Raw genomic sequence first — 18,028 nt, forward strand, 5'->3', positions numbered from 1 at the left:
GTGGCCATCCCTTCCAGGACGAGCTTGCGCGAGCATCGGGAATTGTCTCAGTCCTGGCCGCTGTGGGCGTGTGACCGCCAGGTGGTGTGGATGCTCCGGGCCTCGGCGGGCCAGTCGGAGGGCATCCGGTCCAGGCTCACTCGGCGGAAGGCAAACCGCGGGTCGCTGACGTTGATCGCGCCACCGTGCCTGCCGACGTGTGCCAGCAAGCGGCCCGCCTCATCGCGAACGGCCGGCGTGTGCTCCTCCCAGGTACCCGAGGAGAAGTGCTGGATCCGGCGGCGGAGGTCGTCCAGGATGCCCGAACGCCACTTGAAGTGGTGGACGGCGCAGAGGCGGTCGGCGTCGGGCCGGTGGCTGGGGGAGCGGTGGTTGCCGGAGGCCACGGCCACGTCGTGACGGGCGAGCACGATCTTTCGGGGATCTCCGCGCAGTAGTCGGTGGGTGAGATGGCCGCCGAGAGGATAGGCGGTCTCGAGTCCGCCTTCGGGGCGCCAGGTGGTCAGGCTTCCGCTCCCGGTGACGCGGTCGAGCATCAACCCGCCGACCACGTGGTGGCCGGACTCGTCGGCCTGGGTGATCACCTCGCCGAGTGGGGCGGGGTACTGCTGGAACTCATCGACATCCGCGAGTAGGTGCCAGCCGGGTCCGGCCCGATGCCGCAGTGAGTCTCGAAGCTCGGTGTTGGTGTGTTCGTGCCACGGTCCGGTGCTGGTGCCGGTGGGGACGATGCCCAACTCACGGGCGGTGGCTTGGAGCTCGTGTCGTCGGACGTCGGAAACGTGGTCGGGGAAGTGGAAGGCGATCAGGAACCGCTCGACACCCAGACACCGGTAGTGGCGGACCCAGGCGGCCAGCAACGGCGACTCGACCGGCCCGACGACGGCGATCAGGGCGGGAGACAGGTGGGGCATTCAGGACTCCTTCCTACGCAAGCCGGAGAAGGTTCTGGAGAGAAAGTCGGCCTGTCCAGCGGCCGGCCGCATCCCCAACAGTTCGGGCGCTTCGGGACCCGGCAGTGGGAGGGGCTGGCGGATGACACTGTGCAGGGCATCGGCGAGAGCGGCCGGGTCACCGGCGGGAAAGGTCAAGGCCCAGGGCTGGTCCCTGAGGCGGGCGGTGAGAGCGCCGTCGTGTTGGGAGACGATCAGGGGGACGCCGAGACCAGCGGCGTCCATCACGAGCCCGGATTCCTTACCTGTCCCGGCGTGGCGGCTGACGAGGGTTGCGTCAGCGGCGGCGTACACCAGCCGCAGCGCGGTCTCGCTGACCGGGCCCGGGATGGCATGCACCCGGAGGCGGGGCAGGGCCCGCCACCGCTCCAGGACGGCTTCGTCGAGCGGGGCGCCGGTGACCACGAGGTTCAGGGGCTCCTTCAGCCTGGTCAGGGCCGTGCCGATGACGGTGATGTCCTTGTAGGGCCACCAACCACCCACCAGGCAGACCACGGCCTCGGCGGCCGGGATGTCGAACGCGGCCCGGCCGCCCTCGCGCTCAGCAGCGGACAGGCGGCGGCTGCCGTCCACCGCGAAGCTGCCGACCACCGCGGGCAACTCAGGAAAGGCCGCGGCAAACTGGTCGGCGATGGCCCGCGTTGGATACACCGCGACCACGCGCCCCTCGCCTCGACGGGCGAGCCGGCCAAGCAGCCGTAGGACAGCATCCTCGGTGGTGACCAGCTCGTGGACGAACCGCAGGTGCGGTTGACCGCCCAGGAGAGCGGCGGCCCCGTGCAGCGCCTCGCTCGCGGTCAGGATGACCACCGCGTCGGCGTCGGGCTCCAGCCGGCGGGCGGCCCGAAGCGCGGACCCCTCGGTGAGACAACGGGCGAGGAGGGCGATCTGGTGCGGCAGCCGCCGTAGTCGGCGTGGCCAGCGACGCGACCGGAACAGACGTTGTCCGATCGCGGCGAAGGCGGCCGCCATCCGAGCGGCCGCCAGCAGGACGCTCCCTGCCCACCCGTCGGGTCCGGTGACAAGCCGAGCGCTCGTTTCGCGCAGTGCGTGGACCGACTCGGAGGCGATCCCGCGCGGAGCGATGACCATGCTGCCGGGCCGGGCCTGGGCAAGAGCCACCAGCGTGCGCTGGTGGTGCCCGCCCAGGCGGTTCGCGTACGGCTCGATGAGCACCAGCGGACCGGTCACCCCGCCACCGCCTGGTCTCCATGAGCGGAGGTGAACCGCTTCCACAGCCAGGCGGGGTCGCTGAGGTGGTCGAACCGTTGCGAGTCGCGGGCGGCCTCGCCGGCGAAGGCGACGCCCTCCTGGGCCCCGGCAGCGGCGTAGGCGGCGAACTCGCCGTTGCGGCTCGTCGTCCATGCTTGAATCCGCTGGCGGGCTTCGTCGTCGGCCATCCCGTACTCGCTGCCACGGGAGAGCATCGCGCACTCGCGGAAGCCCGCCTTCCAGGCGTGGAAGGGGCTCTGGTTGAACCGCGTGATCCCCGCCGTGTCCCGGGCGAACTCGATCCGGCCGGGCAGAGCCGCGAGCACGTCCACGGCCTCGCCCATCTCCCGGAGGGCACTACGGCGGATCAGCTTCAGTCCGCCGTAACCGTAGGTCAGACCATTGACCGGATTGACCGCCCGCCACACCCGCATGGACACGCCCTCATCCAGCGGTTCAACGGCCGCCACATCGAAGTCGGTGTCGATGGCGAAGTCACCGTCGGCGAGCAGGAACTGCTCGCGGTCGACGAGTTCGGCGCACAGCCGGTAGGCCCGGCGCATCCCCTGCACGCCGTGCAGGCGCTTGACGGTGCCGCCCACGGTGCGCTGGAGCCGGGAGTGCAGGAAGTTGGCCATCGGCTCGTCGTACGAGAGGAGGACGGCGTCGAAGCCGGTCACGAGACGGCCTCCAGATAGCGGGCAGCGATTCGGTCGGGGGCGAACTCGGTGGTGGAGGCGTGGGCCCGCTTGGCGTGCACGGCGTGGAACTCGTCGTCCGTGGCAAGGCGCTCGGCCAGGGCGACGGCCTCATCCGATGTGCCGAAGCACAGCTCCGGGTCGATGTGTTCTGCGAGCCAGCCGAGCCGGGGAGAGATGACCGGCAGGCCCATGCCCTGACAGTCGATGACGCTCATCGACCACGGGCAGCCCGGCCGGAACGGCGCGATACCGAGGCGGGCACCGGCCAGCAGGTTCCGGTAGCGGACGCGGTCACCGCGGTCGGAGACGACCTGCACGTGCGGCAGCGCGGCGAGCTGGTCACGCATCCTCTCCGGACTGCCGTCGAGGCTCGTGCGTTCGACTCGACGCTGGCCGAACAGGTCCATCACGCGCAGCCGCACGGCGCCGGAAGCCACGAGGTCGCGGGCCAGGTCCACGAACCGTCCTGTCCCGTAGTGCGCGTAGAGCCGGTGGTTGTAGATGCCGATCGCCCCTTCGGAGCCACTGACGGGCGGAGTGACGGCCGGATCGCGGACCAGGCGCTCGTCACGGGGAGCGGGCACGATCCGCAACCGGTCATCCAGCTTCACGGTCATCTGGGCGGCTGCGGCCGACACCCACGAGGCGGCCGTGGGGGAGTGGACCATCACCCGGTCGCACGCCGCCAGGCCGGCCGCGAATGCCAGCAGCACCGGCCTGCCCAGTCCCATGTCGTCCAGGGACGAGTCCAGGAGGAGCCGGTCCTCGGTGAACGAGAAGGGCAGGTAGTGGCAGTAGCCCGCCAGCAGGGCGTCCGATGCGGCCTCCAGCAGGGCCGTACGGATCGCCGGGGCCTCCTCGATCTGGTTGGCCACGACCACGTCCGGTCGCTCAGCTCGGATCAACGCCACCAGTTCGTCGATGTCGGTCGAGAACCGGGCCCGGTACTTCGTCCCCGGCACTTTGGTCTGGCGGTAGCCGCAGCGACCGTCTCCGGCTGCGGCCGGAGCGGCGACGGTCACCTCGGCGCCGGCGTCGATCAGAGCCGGAGCCAGCAGATCCGCGAAGATCCATCCCGAATCCGCCGACAGCCGATCGGGGTTGGAGATGTTCAGTAGGTACAACACACGCATGCCGCGTCGCCTCCTTCATCAGCCCGGATGCTTCGATCCGGGTCGCTGAGGGAAGGAAAGCGGCGACATGGTCCGTGACGGGATGATGAACTGGCATCACTCACGGCTCATTCATGCTCACCAGCACGCGACGCGGGGCGAGGCTCGATGGAAGCGCACAGCGAGGAGATCACCGTCGAGCAGGCGGCGAAGGACTTCGCGGCCGAGATCATGAGGTGGCGGGAGGTACGCGGCCTGTCCAAGCGGGCGTTAGCCCAACTCATGGGCTTCGACCCCTCCTACGTCAGCCACATGGAGTCCGGGCGCACCAAGCCCGGCGAGGAGTTCGCCCGCCTCGCCGACGACGCCCTGAACACCGGGAAGGCGATCTGGCGCCGCTGGCGCGACTACGAGCAGGCCCGCACCCGCAGCAAGCACATGCCCGCCACCCCGCCGACTCCGCACCGACCCGAGCAGTCATACGCAACGGGTTCCACCCTCCTTGTCGAGCACGACGCCGCCCACCTGACGTACGACGGCTGCTCCTACCGGCTCACCATGCGCAGGTTGCTGCGGAACATCGGCACCGAGCCGGTGACCCGCTACCTGGTGCGCATCTCCGTCGACCGCTACCCCGGCGACCCCGAGCAATCCAACACTCACTACCGAGCGCACCCGTTGACCTGGGATGAGCTCAGCCTGACGGCCACCTGCCGCGGCGAGGCGATGCGCCGAGAGGTCAAGCACGACCGTGACGCCTTCAAGGAAGTCTGGCTGCTGTTCGACAACGAACACGGCCGCTTTCCCCTCTACCCGGGCGAGTCCGTGTGGATCGAGTACGCGTACACCGTCGGCGACGACAAGTGGGGCAACTGGTTCCAGCGGGCCGTCCGCCTGCCCACCGAGCACCTTGAAGTCCAGCTCTCCTTCCCGGCCGCGCTCGACCCTGTCGTCTGGGGCACCGAGACCTCCATGACCGCCGAGGCTGCCCCACTGCGGACCGCGCCCGTCCAGAGCGGCGACGGTGAACTACGACGATTCACATGGATCACGGCCACACCCGCGCTGCACGCTCGGTACCGTCTTGAGTGGCGGTTCCGGGCCCGGCCCGAACGCGACAGGGATCAGAAGGAGTTCAGGTGAGCGTGGTGCGCCCCAGCCAGCAGATGCGAGACCTCGGAGTCATCCAGCTCGGCGCCGGCATCCTCACCGAACCGGCCCGTCCCTTCGATCTGCCCGCCGAGCGCGAGGAGGCCGAGCGCATCAGCGACGAGCTGTTCGCGGCCATGGAACGGATCGCCCAGGTCCACCCCTTCGCCAAGGGCATGGGCATCGCCGCCCCGCAGATCGGCATCAGCCGAGCCGTCGCCGTCGTCCAGCCGCCGGACGACGCCCCCGCCATCGTCCTACTGAACCCGCGCATTACCGACCACTCCGATGAGACGGACGAGCAGTTCGAAGGCTGCCTCAGCTTCTTTGACGTCCGCGGCCGCGTCCCCCGTCCCCTGAAGATCAGCGTCGAGACCATGTCACTGACCGGCGAGTCCGCCACTACCGCGTACGACCGGGCCCTCGCCCGCTTGGTCCACCACGAGATTGACCACCTAGACGGCCTGCTGTACCTCACCCGTATGAGGGAGAGCGTGGGACCAATCCCAGTAGAAGAATACCGGCAGACTGGACGTGCATGGACATATTAGGTCGCCTATCGATGGCAAAAGTGTTTGCTTTTACGGAATCCTCGCGCAGCCGAGCTCCGAGTTGGCGGGATGATAAACCGCCCGTGATTGTGGCTTGATGTCATTCTTGAATATTCTCGTTCACTAACGGAGCTACCTCATCTCGTCGCCCGTCTTCCTCCTGCATCAAGCTGAGGTGTGAAGCTTGACTAATCGAATACGACGACAACATACTGTCTCCAGATTCTATTTGAACGGATTTTCGGACGATGCGGGAAGGGTGCGCAGGGTTGCACTTCCCGGAAGTTCTGGACCCGTTCTCTCGACGGGCGACGCGAGTGTAATTAAGGACTTCTATACGGTAACGCTCCCGGATGGGTCCTTGTCGGATTTCTTCGAGAGGGCCTTCAGTAAAATTGAGGGTTCGGCCGCCGAAGCGCTGAAGCTAATCCTTTCTGGGGTCTGGCCTATCTATGGCGAGCGCCGGAAGTCTTTCTCTACCTGGGTTGCGCTGCAGTACTTGAGGGCTGAGCAGGTGCGGCAAAGTCAAACCAATCACAACGCGCAATTCATCCGACTAATTGTTGGAGTCTCTGGGAAAGAGGCGTTGCGCTCACACATTCAAAAGGCCGAGTGCCGGGACGTTTCCGATGAGGAGCTCGACATCGAGTGGCGTGACCTCACGAAACCAGGTGGTCCCGACATGGCAGCCGATGCGAACGATCATATTCAGTTGCTGGGGGACCTCCTACCCGGAACTTCTGCCTACATCAATGACTGCCAGTGGACGCTGTTCAAGTTCATGCGCCGCTCTATAATCACGTCCGACCACCCGGTTTCCCTTGTTGTTGCCCCCGACTATCCAGCGTGGCGGGGGGTGGGTATCTTCACGGCTGACCTGTTCTTGGTCCCACTTAATCGTCGTCACGCCCTAATAATCCGACCCAAAAACCTCCGGGAGAACGTGCAGATCCCTGACTTCACTGTCGAGGGGACGACTGCGATTGCACGAAGCATCAACCAGGAAACGGCCTTGGGGGCTCGAAAGTGCATCTATCATCATCCTGAAGAATTTCCGCTCGAGGGGATACGTCTGCCGCATCCTCTAGCGCGCGACCACCCTCCGGTGCCTGGCATCGATGCACTCGTCAGCGAGAGAGGGCTTTTCAGTGGGATTCCGGAAGCAAGCTTGCAGGCCATGTCGCAGGCAGGCCCTCCCGGGGATCGAAAGAGTGGCATGACGCTAGACGACCTGGCTTGGCCAATTCCCGGTCGCCGTCGACCCGCTGCTGACAAGTGAGGCCGGCAGTCGTCCGGCGGATGTGACCGACCGTGGTACAGCACCCCAGTCCGCACACAGTCCGCAGGACACCCGATCATGACCGTCGCACCCCATCGCCAGCCATCAGCAAAAGGCCAGGTCAGCGCCCCGCAGGAGAGATCCCCGCAGGTCACTGACCCGGCCCGTTACTAGGAGATCAAGAAGGCCTGACCCGGCCCTCCCCCCTCTCCCCCACCGCACCCGGACCGCCCACCGGCGGCTCCGGGTGCGGTCGTGTGCGGGGGTGGTGTCAGGCGATCCAGGTGAGGGTCGCCTGGTGGTGGCGGGCGGTGGTGTGGAAGAAGGTGGCCAGGGACTGGTGGTGGACGGCTGCCCAGTCCAGGGGTTCGCCGCGCTCCCAGGTGCCTGGGGGTATGTGCGCGCGGCGGCGAGGTCGGAGGGGGTGACCTCCGCGATCAGTGCTTCCGGGGTCGTCGTGGCGAAGGCTTCGGCGGCGGTGCGGACCTGGTCGGGGGTGAGGACGCCCGGGGGGCCGTGGCCCCAGTCAGGGCTGCCCGGGAGTTCCGCCTCGCGGTGGACGACGTCGACGGGGAAGCCGGCGCGGCGGAGCAGGAGGGCGAGCGCGTCCCAGGCCCGGTCGGTGGTGTGGCAGCGGGTTCCGGGTGAGCCCTGCCGCCCGGTGGCGAACTCCCGGGCTCAGGCCGGATCCTGCCGGGCCCGGTTCAGTTCTGCCGCGGTCAGACAGAGGTACTTTCCGGCCATGCTCATGCCCGGAGGGTAGGGGTGGCCTCGGACATCCGCGTTCCGGGCGCCGGTGCGTCCGGGATCAGGCCGCCTCCAGCAAGGGGCTGTTGTGGTGGAGGAGCCACTGGCGGTAGGTGGTGGTACGGAGGGCCACCTCGCGGTAGGCGGTGGCGAGTTCCTCGTAGGCCGCGTCGGCGTCGGTGTCGGGGCGGTGGCAGAGGAACAGCCGGACGGCCAGGGGGTCGTCGCGTAACGGGCGGATCGCCATGTCCTCGCGGGCGGCCGAGGTCGGCTGGCAGGGGGCGACCGCCTCGCCGACGGCTATCAGGGAGGCCGCCGTGTGGTAGTCGCCGTGCAGGATCGGCGGGTCGATTCCGGCCGCGCCCAGCACCCGGCGCAGCCCGTCCCACTCGCCGTCCACCGTGGGGTCGACCATCCAGCGGTCGTCCGCCAGGTCGGTGAGCTCGACCACGGGCGCGGCGGCGGCGGGGTGGTCCCGGGCCATCGAGACGAACTGCGGCTCCCGCTCCATCAGCACCCGGCGCTCCAGCCCCTCCGGGATGCGCAGCGGGCAGCCCTCCACCTCGTGCACGAAGGCCACGTCCAGTTGCCCGACGGCGAGCGCCCGGAGCAGGGAGTTGGCCGAGACGTCCATGTGCAGCGAGATGTCCGTACCCGGCAGCCGGCCGCGCAGCCCCCGGAGCCAGCCGGCCAGCGCGCGGCTCGCGGTGGAGCCGACCCGCAGCCGGGCCCCGTCGGCGCGGGCGACCGCCGCCCGGGTCTCACTGACCAGCGCGGCCATCTGCGCCACCAGCGGACGGGCCCGGCTCAGCACCTCGTGCCCGACCGGGGTGGGCCGGCAGCCGGTCCGCTCGCGGGCGAACAGCTCGGCGCCGAGTGCGTGCTCGATCCGGCGCAGCTGGGTCGTCAGGGAGGGTTGGGTCACGCCGAGTTGGCGGGCGGCCTTGTGGACACTGCCCGCGTCCGCGATGGCGCACAGCGCCCGCAGATGTCTCACCTCCAGCTCCATGTCCCGAGACTAGGACGGCTCCGGGCCTCGCACCAGGGACAAAAGGGGAGTTGGGGAGGGGGATAGATCCGGCCTATCAGCCCTTGGCATCATCCGCACCGGGCCCGGCTCCTCGAAACTCTCCCCAACCGAACGGTCCACCCAACCGTTCAGAGCCGAACGGCCCACCCAACCGTTCCGGACGAAGGAGCCCCCCATGAGACACCTGAAGTCTGTCCTGGCCGCTGCCCTGAGCACGGCTGCCCTCGTGGCCGTCCCCGCCACCACCGCTACCGCGGCCCCCGCCCCGGTCGCCCCGACCTCGGTCGCCGCCGCGCAGGGCTACACCGCGTACGCCGGCTCGCCGCAGGAGGCCAAGGCCAACAAGGCGTTCTTCGAGGCCGTGGTGAAGTCGGTCGCCGAGAAGCGCGCCGCCAACCCGAGCGCCGCCGCCGTCACCGTCGTGTACTCCTCCGCCAACGCGCCCACCTTCCGCTCCCAGATAGCCCGTTCGGCGCAGATCTGGAACAGCTCGGTGAGCAATGTGCGGCTCCAGGAGGGCGGCAACCCGGACTTCACCTACTACGAGGGCAATGACTCGCGCGGCTCGTACGCCAGCACCGACGGCCACGGCCGGGGTTACGTCTTCCTCGACTACCGGCAGAACCAGCAGTACAACTCCACCCGCGTCACCGCCCACGAGACCGGCCACGTCCTGGGCCTGCCGGACCACTACTCCGGCCCGTGCAGCGAGCTGATGTCGGGCGGCGGCCCCGGCCCGTCCTGCACCAACTCCCAGCCCAACGCGCAGGAGCGGGCCCGGGTCAACCAGCTCTGGCAGAACGGCTTCGCCGCCGCGCTCGCCAAGGTCTCCTGACCCACCGCCGCGAGGCTCCCTGAAGCAGGTGTGACGCGCCCGGCCCTGTGCCGGGCGCGTTCGCGTACGAGGCGCAGGGGCGGGGAAGCTGGGTCAGGCGGGCGCCGGGAGGGCACGGCCCAGGCGGGAGCCGGCCGGGAGCTGCCGCAGGATGCGGTCGAGGGCCCGGTCGAAGTCACCGCCGGTCACCCCGGAGCCGTACGCCGCTCCCCCGCAGTGCAGGGTGAGTTGGAGCTCCACCCGCTCGGGCTCCCCGCCCGCCCCGGCCTCACCCAGCGAGAGCAGGCAGCTGAGTGTGGCGTCGAGCCGGGTGCCGGGAACCTCCCCGGTCTCCACCGGGAGCGGCAGGTCCCACTCCAGCGCGCAACCGGCCAGTGGCAGCGCGCCGTCCGCCCCGGCAGACCCGCCCGCTCCGTCGGCCCGCAGCGCGGCGAAGGTCTCGCCGCCGTACTCCACGCCCCTGATCCGGACGGCCACCCGCCGTCCTCCCACCGTGAGCGCGATGGCCTCCGCGCCCCGGCGGTCCCGGTACCAGCCGGTCCATACTTCCGTCGACTCCACTGACATGGCGCGGACTGTAGCGGTAGCGGGGCCCGGGCGGAATCGCCGCCTCCCGCCTACCGGCCGGCCCTGGCCAACGGGCACCGGAGACCTACCGGGTGCGGCGGGTGACGAACTCGGCGAGGGCCAGCAGATCGCCGGCGGCCTCCAGGTCCGGGACCGCGACGGAGAGTTGGTGCACCGCGCGGCCCATCCGGTCGGCGGCCTGTTCCTGGGCCCAGGCCCGGCCGCCGGCCCGCTCCACCAGCCCGGCCGCCCGCCGTACCGCCGGCTCGTCCAGCACCGGGCGGGCGTAGAGCGCGGCCAGTTCGGCGGCGGCAGGCGTGCCGGAGGTGAGCGCGGCGACCACGGGCAGCGACTTCTTGCGGGCCACCAGATCCGCCCCGGCGGGCTTGCCGGTCCGCTCCGGGTCCCCCCAGATGCCGATCAGGTCGTCGATCAGCTGGAACGCGAGGCCCGCCTCCCGGCCGAAGGCGTCCAGCGCCGCGACCTCCGCCGGGTCCGCGCCCGCGCAGAGTGCGCCCAGCGCGCAGGAACAGCCCAGCAGCGCGCCGGTCTTGGCGGTGGCCATGGTGAGGCACTCGTCCAGGGTGATCGCGTCCGGGGCGCGTTCCTCGAAGGCGCAGTCGGCCTGCTGGCCCGCGCACAGCTCCATCACACAAGCGGCGAGCCGGGCCGAGGCGGCGGGCGCGGCCGGGTGGTCGTCCTCGGCCAGCAGCCGGGCGGCGAGCGCCAGCACGGCGTCCCCGGCGATCAGCGCGTCCGCCGTGCCGAAGACGGCCCAGGCGGTGGGACGATTCCGGCGGGTGGCGTCCTGGTCCAGGATGTCGTCGTGGAGCAGGGTGAAGTTGTGCACCAGCTCCACGGCGACCGCCGCCCGCACCGCCGGCGCGGGGTCGCCGCCCAGCGCCCGGGCGGCGGCGAGCACCAGGGCCGGCCGGATCGCCTTGCCGGGCGGCCCCTCGGCCGGGCTGCCGTCCGGGTGCTCCCAGCCGAAGTGATAGGCCGCCACCCGGCCGAGCCGGCCGGGCAGTGAGTCGACGGCGGCGCGCAGTCCGGGCGTGACGGCCGTCCGGGTATGGGCCAGGAGGGCCGCCGCCCGCCCATCGGTGGCGGCGTCCGCGCTGGTCATGGTCACGGGCACTTCCTCGGGGGAGGGGGACGGGAGGGATGGGGGGAGGGATGACGGAGGGTGGGGGGTGAGTGGGGAGGGATGGGCGTCCCCTGCGTGACGGGGGGCGTCCGGGACGTCGGCGGGCTGGTGGGCCGATGGACGGCACCGGGCCCCGGCTCCGGCAGGCGCGCGCACCGGGCCGTGGAAGCGGGTGGGGCTTCCGGAGGCACTGCGGCACTGCGGCCCGATGCCCGGCAGGGGTACGGACGGAGTGGACAGCCGAACCGGGCCGGTCCCGCCCCCGCCAGGCCCACCCGGCCCGAACCCCCCGCCTGCGCCAGGCCGGTCCGTGCCAGACCCAACCGGACCCGGCCCACCCGGGCCCAGTGGTTCACCCGGGCCCGGCCCACCCGGGCCCAGTGGTTCACCCGGGCCCGGCCCACCCGGAGCCGGCCCCACTGCGGCCCGAGCGCCTCGGCCGTCGGCGCCCCGGCCCCGGCCCCTCCGGATCCGGCTCCCCAGGGCTGTCGGCCGATTCCGGCCCCGCCCGGCTCCGCCCGTACCGCGTTCCGGCTCACCGCCAGCGGCTGACCTCCACGTTCTCCAGGACTCCGAGGGCGTCGGGCACCAGGATCGCCGCCGAGTAGTAGGCGGTGACCAGGTAGGAGATGATGGCCTGCTCGTCGATGCCCATGAAGCGGACGGAGAGGCTCGGCTCGATCTCGTCCGGGATGCCGGTCTGGTGCAGGCCGATCACGCCCTGCTCGGCCTCGCCGGTACGCATACAGATGATCGAGGTGGTCCGGGCCTCGGAGACCGGGATCTTGTTGCAGGGGAAGATCGGCACTCCCCGCCAGGTCGGGATGCGGTGGCCGCCCAGGTCGATCGATTCGGGCACCAGACCACGGCGGTTGCACTCCCGGCCGAAGGCGGCGATGGCGCGCGGATGGGCGAGGAAGAGCTTGTTGCCCCGGCGGCGGGAGAGCAGCTCGTCCAGGTCGTCCGGAGAGGGGACGCCGTCGTGCGGCTGGAGCCGCTGGCCGTAGTCGCAGTTGGAGAGCAGGCCGAACTCGGGGTTGTTGATGAGCTCGTGCTCCTGGCGCTCCCGCAGCGCCTCCACGGTCAGCCGCAGCTGCTGCTCGGTCTGGTTCATCGGCTGGTTGTAGAGGTCGGCCACCCGGCTGTGCACCTTCAGCACGGTCTGGGCGACGCTCAGTTCGTACTCCCGGGGCGCGGCCTCGTAGTCGACATAGGTGTGCGGCAGCAGCGCCTCGCCGACATGGCCGGCGGAGAGGTCGATCGCCTTCTCGCCGTGCTTGTTGGTCCGCTGCCGGGGCAGATCGGCGGCGGCCGCGAGGCGCTCGGCCAGCGAATCGGCGCGCTCGGCCAGGTTGAGCACATCGGAGCGGGTCAGCTCCAGCACCACGCAGTCGGTGGCGGCCCGAGCGGTGTACTCCCAGGTGGCGTCGGCGTCCACCAGTGCGGCGTCGCCGAAGTGGGCGCCGTCCGCGAGCACGCCGAGGACCGCCTCGTCGCCGTACGGCCCGGTGCCCAGCTTCTCCACCTTGCCGTGCGCCAGCAGATGCACCCGGTCCGTGTCCTCCCCGGCCACGGCGATGACCTGCCCGGCCGCGTACGTCCGCTGGCGGCAGCGATTGGCCAGCTCGGTGAGCGCGTCCTGGTCGTCGTACCCCCGGAGCGCCGGGAGTTCGGCCAGCTCGCCGGGGACCACGGCCACCCGGTCGCCGGTCTGCACGAACGTCACCCGGCCGTCCCCGACCGCGTAGGTGAGCCGCCGGTTGACCCGGTAGGTACCGCCCTGCACCTGCGTCCACGGCAGCATCTTCAGCAGCCACCGGGAGGTGATCTCCTGCATCTGCGGCGCGGACTTGGTGGTGGTCGCCAGATTCCGCGCCGCGGCCGTACCGAGACTCTGCTGCGAGCGGGTCCGCTCGTCGTGCGCCTCGCCCCCGACCGCACCGGCCGAATCGACAGAACCAACCGACATGAACTGTTCCCCTCGCTCATGGAATTGCCGTCGGGGAAAGCCTGTCAGCGCGCTCTGTGCCCGCGCCATTACTCGAAAGAGTGGGACTGGTTTCCCTCCTGGCGGGAATGACACGTCTTTTCACCCGCTCGGACCAGGAATCGACCGTCCACAGCACCGGCCACGGCGCCGATCACGGCATCGGGCCCGGGCGGAGCGCCCTGTCCGGATCGGCTCGCACGGCCGAACCGAACACCGGAGGCCCGGCTTCCGTATGGGTAGGCAGCGGCACGGACCTCCGGGTCCGGCATCCCCACCGGCGCGGCCGGGCGACCCGGCCACCGCCGGCCGCCCGGCCGTACCGACGCCGCACGTCCGACACCATCCATCAGCACCACAGCACGAAGGAGGCGGTCATGGCCCCACCCATGTCCGCGAACAGTTTCCTCAGCGCCCTGCGCGGCGAGGGGCTGAACGTCGTCCAGGTCGGCGACTGGCGCACCCACAACCGGAACCACAAGGGCCCCTGGGGCCCGGTCCACGGAGTGATGATCCACCACACGGTCACCCAGGGCTCCGCGAGCACGGTACGGCTCTGCCGGCAGGGGCACGACGCGCTCCCCGGGCCGCTCTGCCACGGCGTGATCACCAAGGACGGCCGGGTGCACCTGGTCGGGTACGGCCGGGCCAACCACGCGGGTTCCGGCGACGACGACGTCCTGCGCGCGGTCATCGCGGAACGGGGGCTGCCGCACGACAACGAGTCCAACACCGACGGCAACCGGCACTTCTACGGCTTCGAGTGCGAGAACCTCGGGGACGGCGAGGACCCCTGGCCCGAGGCGCAGCTCGACGCCATCGCCCGGGCGGCCGCGGCGGTCTGCCGCCACCACGGCTGGACGGCCCGCTCGGTGATCGGGCACCTGGAGTGGCAGCCCGGCAAGGTCGATCCGCGCGGCTTCACCATGAACGCCATGCGGGCCCGGGTCGCGGAGCTGCTGAAGTGAGGCCGCCCGGGCACCCGGCTGCCCGACCACCCGGCCTCGCGGATGTCCGGCTCCCCGACCACGCGGATGCCCGTCGGCCCGGCCACGCGGGCACCCGGCCGGCGGACCGCCCGGGCACTCCCGTCCGGCCACCCGGGCGGCCGGATGCCCGTGCCCGGCCGCCGGCCTGACAATGGGCGTGTGAACGCGCACCACCCCGCCAACAGCGCCGACAGCGCCATCAGCACCGGCACCGAGCCCCCCGGCGGCCCCGCGGGCCCCGGCGGGCTCGGTGTCCGGCTGCCCTCGCCGCTGCTCCCGGCCGAGGACGAGCGCTTCGGCCGGCACGGCGTCCGGCTGCTGCTCAAGCGGGACGACCTGATCCACCCGGAGCTGATCGGCAACAAGTGGCGCAAGCTGGCGCCCAATCTGGCCGGGGCGGCCGGCCGGGCGCTGGTCACCTTCGGCGGCGCCTACTCCAGCCATCTGCGCGCCACCGCGGCGGCCGGGCGGCTGCTCGGGCTGTCGGTGACCGGTTTCGTACGCGGTGACGAACTGGCCGGACGGCCGCTCAACCCGTCACTGGCCCGGTGCGCGGCGGACGGGATGCGGCTGGTCTTCACCGACCGGGCCCGCTACCGCGCCAAGGACGATCCCGAGGTGCTGGCCGCCCTGCTGCGGGAGGCGGGGGTGGCGCCGGACGCCGTGCTGGTGCCCGAGGGCGGCAGCAACGCCCGGGCGGTACGGGGCTGCGCCGCGCTGGGCGCGGAACTGCGGGGGCGGGCCGATGTGGTGGCGGTGGCGTGCGGGACGGGCGGCACCCTCGCGGGGCTCGCCGCCGGTCTGGACCCGGAGCAGCGGGCGCTCGGCATACCGGTCCTGCGGGGCGGCTTCCTCGGCGGCGCGATACGGGCACTTCAGGAGGAGGCGTTCGGCGGGGTCCGGGGGCGGTGGAGCCTGGACGAACGGTTCCACTTCGGTGGGTACGCCCGTACGACTCCGGAGCTGCTGGAGTTCGCCGAGGACTTCGGGGCCCGGCACGGAATGGCCGTGGAGCGACTGTATGTGGCCAAGATGCTGTACGCGCTGCTCGCCCTGACCGAGGAGGGCGCCTTCCCGCCCGGCACCGCGCTCGCCGCCGTGATCACCGGCACCCCGGGCCCGGAGCAGCCCCCGGTGACCGTACCGCCGGCCACCGACAAAGCGGCCGAAGCGGCCAAGCGGATCACACCGATCGAAGCGACGAAACCGACCGGCCGCCGGTGACCGTGTCCCGCCGCCGGCCGAGGGCGCCCGGTGACCCTACCGCCGCCCACCGACACATCGACCGGAGGGAGCAGGCGCCCGAGGACCACCTCCCCGGCCGACGACCCGGCCCTCTCACGCCGACCGTACCGCCGCCCACCGACAACCCCCGGCGGCCGGCGCGCGGCCGCACCGCTCGCCTCACCGTCCCGAGGGCCCCGACCGGCCCGGGCCGCCCTCGCGGTACGCGGCCGCCTCCTCCAGGTCCAGCCGGCGCAGCAGGGAGCGCATCATCTCGTCGTCGATGCGCCGCTCGTCCCGGAGCCGTACGAACACCTCCCGTTCGGCGTCGATCATCTCCCGCGCCAGCCGCCGGTAGGTGTCGTCAGCCGACTCCCCGGTGAGCTCGTTGACCTGGCCGAGCCGCTCCCAGACGGCGTTGCGGCGCCGCTCCAGCACCGTGCGCAGCCGGTCGGCCAGTGGCCCGGGCAGCGCGTTCCGCTCGTCCGCCAGCAGCGTGTCGAGCCGCTCCTCGGAGGCCCGGGACGCCTCGCTCTGCGCCTGCGCCTCGGCCAGCGTCTCGGCCTGCCGGTCCCGGCCCGGCAGCCGCAGCGCCCGGATCAGCGGCGGCAGGCTGAGCCCCTGCACCACCAGGGTGCCGATCACCGTGGTGAAGGTCAGGAAGAGCACCAGGTTCCGGGCCGGGAACGCCTCGCCGCCCGAGGCCACCGGGATCGAGAAGGCGACGGCCAGCGAGACCACCCCGCGCATCCCGGCCCAGCCGACGATGACGGGCGCGGTCCAGTCGACCCCCGGCTCCCGCTCCCGCACGCCCGGCGAGAGGGCGCGCGGTACGAAGGTGGCGGGGAAGACCCAGAGGAAGCGCACCAGCACCACGGCGACGAAGACCCCGGCGGCGTACCCGGCCGCCTCCCCCGTCCCGTACCGGCCGAGTCCGCGCACCACATACGGCAACTGGAGCCCGATCAGCGCGAAGACCGAGGACTCGAGCAGAAAGGCGACCACCTTCCACACCGCCTCCTCCTGGAGCCGGGTGGCGAAGTCCACCTGCCACGCCCGGTGTCCGAGGTAGAGCGCCACGACCACCACCGCGAGCACCCCGGAGGCGTGCACCCGCTCGGCGGCCGCGTAGGCGACGAACGGGATCAGTAGCGAGAGGGTGTTCTGGAGCAGCGGGTCGCGCAGCCGGCGCCGCAGCCAGTGGATGGGCACCATCAGCACCAGACCGACGGCGGTGCCGCCGAGCGCGGCGAGCGCGAACTCCGCGATGCCGCCCGCCCAGCCGATGCCCTCGCCGACCGCCGCCGCCAGCGCCACCTTGTACGCGGTGATCGCGGTGGCGTCGTTCACCAGGGACTCGCCCTGGAGGATGGTGGTGATCCGGTTCGGCAGCCCCAGCCGGCGGGCGATCGCGGTGGCGGCCACCGCGTCCGGCGGCGCCACCACGGCCCCCAGCACCAGCGCGGCGGTCAGCGGCAGATCGGGCACCAGCAGATGGGCCAGCCAGCCGACGGCGACGGTGGCGAACAGGACGTAGCCGACCGAGAGCAGCGCCACCGGCCGGGCGTTGGCCCGCAGGTCCAGATAGGAGGAGTCCAGCGCGGCGGTGTGCAGCAGCGGCGGCAACAACAGCGGCAGCACGATGTGCGGGTCCAGGGTGTAGTCCGGCACGCCCGGCAGATACGCGGCGGCGAGCCCGGCGGCCACCAGCAGCAGCGGCGCCGGTACGGGGGTCCGGCGGGCCAGTCCCGCGAGGGCGGCGCTCACCGCCACCAGTGCCACCAGTGGCAGCGCGTCCATGGTTCCTCTCCCCGCTCTCGTACGTTCTCCGCGCGCGTCCGCGGTTTCCCGCAGTTCTCCACGGCCTCCAGGCCTCTACGCCCTCCGCGGTCTCCACAGTCTCCGTGGATCATTGCGGATCACTGCGGATCGTCGCGGATCGCCGCGGATGACCGCGGACCGTCGCGGTCTTCCGTCCGCCGCTCTCCGCCGCCGTCCGCAGCTCTCTGCGGCCTCCGCGGCACCGCGTGTTCTCCGCGCGTCCGCCGGGCCCCGCCTGTCACAGGCCCGGCGTAACCTGGCCATCATGAGCGAGTGTCCGCATGTGGCAGAACTGCCGCGCCCCGAGCCGGCGCCGGCCACGGAGACGTGCCCGGAGTGCCTGGCCGACGGGACGCACCCCGTCCAGCTGCGGATCTGCCTGGCCTGCGGGCACATCGGCTGCTGCGACTCCTCGGCGGGGCGGCACGCCACCAAGCACTACGACGAGACCGGCCACCCGGTGATGCGCAGCTTCGAACCGGGGGAGAATTGGCGGTGGTGCTACGCGGACGGTTCGATCGTCTGACGCCTGGGTACGTCAACCCTCCGCCGCATTCTCGCGATTGACCCCGGCAACCCCCTAGCCACTGAGCGTACTCATATGCTTACCATGAGTGATAGCCGCTGGGTCGAGGGCCTGGCGACACGGTGCCATGGATCGCGATAGCGTCACGGCGGAGTACGCAGACCCGCGTAACCGCACGGCCCCGGAGAGGTTGTTCCC

At 71.4% G+C, this 18,028-nt stretch carries 17 protein-coding genes; 7 read left to right on the top strand and 10 right to left on the bottom strand.

The annotated features are described in order from the left end of the window. Nucleotides 1-47: 47 nt before the first annotated feature. Genes NX801_RS01320 through NX801_RS01335 form a run of 4 tightly spaced genes read right to left on the bottom strand, consistent with a single transcriptional unit; the run spans nucleotide 48 to nucleotide 3,999 of the window. Nucleotides 48-914 carry a glycosyltransferase family 2 protein gene (locus tag NX801_RS01320; RefSeq protein WP_258784850.1) on the bottom strand — a complete coding sequence of 289 codons (867 nt, stop codon included), beginning with the start codon at nucleotides 912-914 and terminating at the stop codon, nucleotides 48-50. After that, on the bottom strand, nucleotides 915-2,144 hold the full coding sequence (locus tag NX801_RS01325) for a glycosyltransferase (RefSeq protein WP_258784851.1): 1,230 nt from the start codon (nucleotides 2,142-2,144) through the stop codon (nucleotides 915-917). It lies immediately after the preceding gene. Next, nucleotides 2,141-2,845 carry a hypothetical protein gene (locus NX801_RS01330; RefSeq protein WP_258784852.1) on the bottom strand — a complete coding sequence of 235 codons (705 nt, stop codon included), beginning with the start codon at nucleotides 2,843-2,845 and terminating at the stop codon, nucleotides 2,141-2,143. Before NX801_RS01330 ends, NX801_RS01325 begins: the two co-directional genes overlap by 4 nt. Beyond that, on the bottom strand, nucleotides 2,842-3,999 hold the full coding sequence (locus tag NX801_RS01335; RefSeq protein ID WP_258784853.1) for a glycosyltransferase: 1,158 nt from the start codon (nucleotides 3,997-3,999) through the stop codon (nucleotides 2,842-2,844). The genes NX801_RS01330 and NX801_RS01335 overlap by 4 nt, the downstream gene beginning before the upstream one ends. 147 nt (nucleotides 4,000-4,146) lie before the next feature. On the opposite strand from NX801_RS01335, the gene NX801_RS01340 reads away from it, so the two are divergent. From NX801_RS01340 to NX801_RS01350, 3 genes are all read left to right on the top strand, one after another. After that, nucleotides 4,147-5,121 carry a helix-turn-helix domain-containing protein gene (locus NX801_RS01340; RefSeq protein WP_258784854.1) on the top strand — a complete coding sequence of 325 codons (975 nt, stop codon included), beginning with the start codon at nucleotides 4,147-4,149 and terminating at the stop codon, nucleotides 5,119-5,121. Continuing rightward, the gene (locus NX801_RS01345; protein ID WP_258784855.1) at nucleotides 5,118-5,678 is read left to right on the top strand and encodes a peptide deformylase; all 561 of its coding nucleotides are present in this window, start codon (nucleotides 5,118-5,120) and stop codon (nucleotides 5,676-5,678) included. Before NX801_RS01340 ends, NX801_RS01345 begins: the two co-directional genes overlap by 4 nt. A 184-nt stretch (nucleotides 5,679-5,862) precedes the next feature. After that, nucleotides 5,863-6,957, top strand: coding sequence for a DUF4238 domain-containing protein (locus tag NX801_RS01350; RefSeq protein WP_258784856.1), 1,095 nt, complete (start codon nucleotides 5,863-5,865; stop codon nucleotides 6,955-6,957). 105 nt (nucleotides 6,958-7,062) lie between these two features. Here NX801_RS01350 and NX801_RS01355 read toward each other — a convergent pair whose 3' ends face one another. Next, nucleotides 7,063-7,551 carry a DUF1877 family protein gene (locus tag NX801_RS01355; protein ID WP_309505769.1) on the bottom strand — a complete coding sequence of 163 codons (489 nt, stop codon included), beginning with the start codon at nucleotides 7,549-7,551 and terminating at the stop codon, nucleotides 7,063-7,065. Nucleotides 7,552-7,765: 214 nt separating this feature from the next. Next, entirely contained in the window at nucleotides 7,766-8,713 is a 948-nt protein-coding gene (locus NX801_RS01360) for a LysR family transcriptional regulator (protein ID WP_258784857.1), read from the bottom strand. Between the two features lie 196 nt (nucleotides 8,714-8,909). Here NX801_RS01360 and snpA point away from each other — a divergent pair, with 196 nt between their 5' ends. Then, complete coding sequence (gene snpA / locus NX801_RS01365; protein WP_258784858.1) at nucleotides 8,910-9,569, top strand: snapalysin; 660 nt, start codon at nucleotides 8,910-8,912, stop codon at nucleotides 9,567-9,569. Nucleotides 9,570-9,662: 93 nt separating this feature from the next. Here the strand turns inward: snpA and NX801_RS01370 are convergent, their stop codons facing one another. The 3 genes from NX801_RS01370 to NX801_RS01380 form a co-directional block, all read right to left on the bottom strand. Beyond that, entirely contained in the window at nucleotides 9,663-10,136 is a 474-nt protein-coding gene (locus NX801_RS01370; protein WP_258784859.1) for a DUF6304 family protein, read from the bottom strand. 85 nt (nucleotides 10,137-10,221) lie between these two features. Beyond that, complete coding sequence (locus NX801_RS01375) at nucleotides 10,222-11,262, bottom strand: family 2 encapsulin nanocompartment cargo protein polyprenyl transferase (protein ID WP_258785203.1); 1,041 nt, start codon at nucleotides 11,260-11,262, stop codon at nucleotides 10,222-10,224. A 556-nt stretch (nucleotides 11,263-11,818) separates the two neighbouring features. After that, entirely contained in the window at nucleotides 11,819-13,252 is a 1,434-nt protein-coding gene (locus tag NX801_RS01380; RefSeq protein ID WP_258784860.1) for a family 2B encapsulin nanocompartment shell protein, read from the bottom strand. Nucleotides 13,253-13,647: 395 nt separating this feature from the next. Here NX801_RS01380 and NX801_RS01385 point away from each other — a divergent pair, with 395 nt between their 5' ends. Together NX801_RS01385 and NX801_RS01390 are read left to right on the top strand one after the other, a co-directional pair. Further along, nucleotides 13,648-14,238, top strand: coding sequence for an N-acetylmuramoyl-L-alanine amidase (locus tag NX801_RS01385; protein ID WP_258784861.1), 591 nt, complete (start codon nucleotides 13,648-13,650; stop codon nucleotides 14,236-14,238). Nucleotides 14,239-14,457: 219 nt separating this feature from the next. Continuing rightward, the gene (locus NX801_RS01390; protein WP_258785205.1) at nucleotides 14,458-15,483 is read left to right on the top strand and encodes a 1-aminocyclopropane-1-carboxylate deaminase/D-cysteine desulfhydrase; all 1,026 of its coding nucleotides are present in this window, start codon (nucleotides 14,458-14,460) and stop codon (nucleotides 15,481-15,483) included. Nucleotides 15,484-15,663: 180 nt separating this feature from the next. Here NX801_RS01390 and NX801_RS01395 read toward each other — a convergent pair whose 3' ends face one another. After that, nucleotides 15,664-17,283: a Na+/H+ antiporter gene (locus NX801_RS01395; RefSeq protein ID WP_258784862.1), complete on the bottom strand. Its 1,620-nt coding sequence runs from the start codon at nucleotides 17,281-17,283 to the stop codon at nucleotides 15,664-15,666. 286 nt (nucleotides 17,284-17,569) lie between these two features. On the opposite strand from NX801_RS01395, the gene NX801_RS01400 reads away from it, so the two are divergent. Beyond that, nucleotides 17,570-17,830 carry a UBP-type zinc finger domain-containing protein gene (locus tag NX801_RS01400; RefSeq protein ID WP_258784863.1) on the top strand — a complete coding sequence of 87 codons (261 nt, stop codon included), beginning with the start codon at nucleotides 17,570-17,572 and terminating at the stop codon, nucleotides 17,828-17,830. Nucleotides 17,831-18,028: the final 198 nt, after the last annotated feature.

The organism is Streptomyces pyxinae (assembly GCF_024756275.1).
In the GTDB taxonomy this organism is placed as follows: Bacteria; Actinomycetota; Actinomycetes; order Streptomycetales; family Streptomycetaceae; genus Streptomyces; species Streptomyces pyxinae.

Excerpts from the sequence above, each read along its gene's own strand:
- NX801_RS01360 (WP_258784857.1), bottom strand. The coding sequence starts at position 8,713 with ATGGAGCTGGAGGTGAGACATCTGCGGGCGCTGTGCGCCATCGCGGAC.
- NX801_RS01320 (WP_258784850.1), bottom strand. The coding sequence starts at position 914 with ATGCCCCACCTGTCTCCCGCCCTGATCGCCGTCGTCGGGCCGGTCGAG.
- NX801_RS01395 (WP_258784862.1), bottom strand. The coding sequence starts at position 17,283 with ATGGACGCGCTGCCACTGGTGGCACTGGTGGCGGTGAGCGCCGCCCTC.
- NX801_RS01335 (WP_258784853.1), bottom strand. The coding sequence starts at position 3,999 with ATGCGTGTGTTGTACCTACTGAACATCTCCAACCCCGATCGGCTGTCG.
- NX801_RS01370 (WP_258784859.1), bottom strand. The coding sequence starts at position 10,136 with ATGTCAGTGGAGTCGACGGAAGTATGGACCGGCTGGTACCGGGACCGC.
- NX801_RS01340 (WP_258784854.1), top strand. The coding sequence starts at position 4,147 with ATGGAAGCGCACAGCGAGGAGATCACCGTCGAGCAGGCGGCGAAGGAC.
- NX801_RS01375 (WP_258785203.1), bottom strand. The coding sequence starts at position 11,262 with ATGACCAGCGCGGACGCCGCCACCGATGGGCGGGCGGCGGCCCTCCTG.
- NX801_RS01400 (WP_258784863.1), top strand. The coding sequence starts at position 17,570 with ATGAGCGAGTGTCCGCATGTGGCAGAACTGCCGCGCCCCGAGCCGGCG.
- snpA (WP_258784858.1), top strand. The coding sequence starts at position 8,910 with ATGAGACACCTGAAGTCTGTCCTGGCCGCTGCCCTGAGCACGGCTGCC.
- NX801_RS01385 (WP_258784861.1), top strand. The coding sequence starts at position 13,648 with ATGGCCCCACCCATGTCCGCGAACAGTTTCCTCAGCGCCCTGCGCGGC.
- NX801_RS01380 (WP_258784860.1), bottom strand. The coding sequence starts at position 13,252 with ATGTCGGTTGGTTCTGTCGATTCGGCCGGTGCGGTCGGGGGCGAGGCG.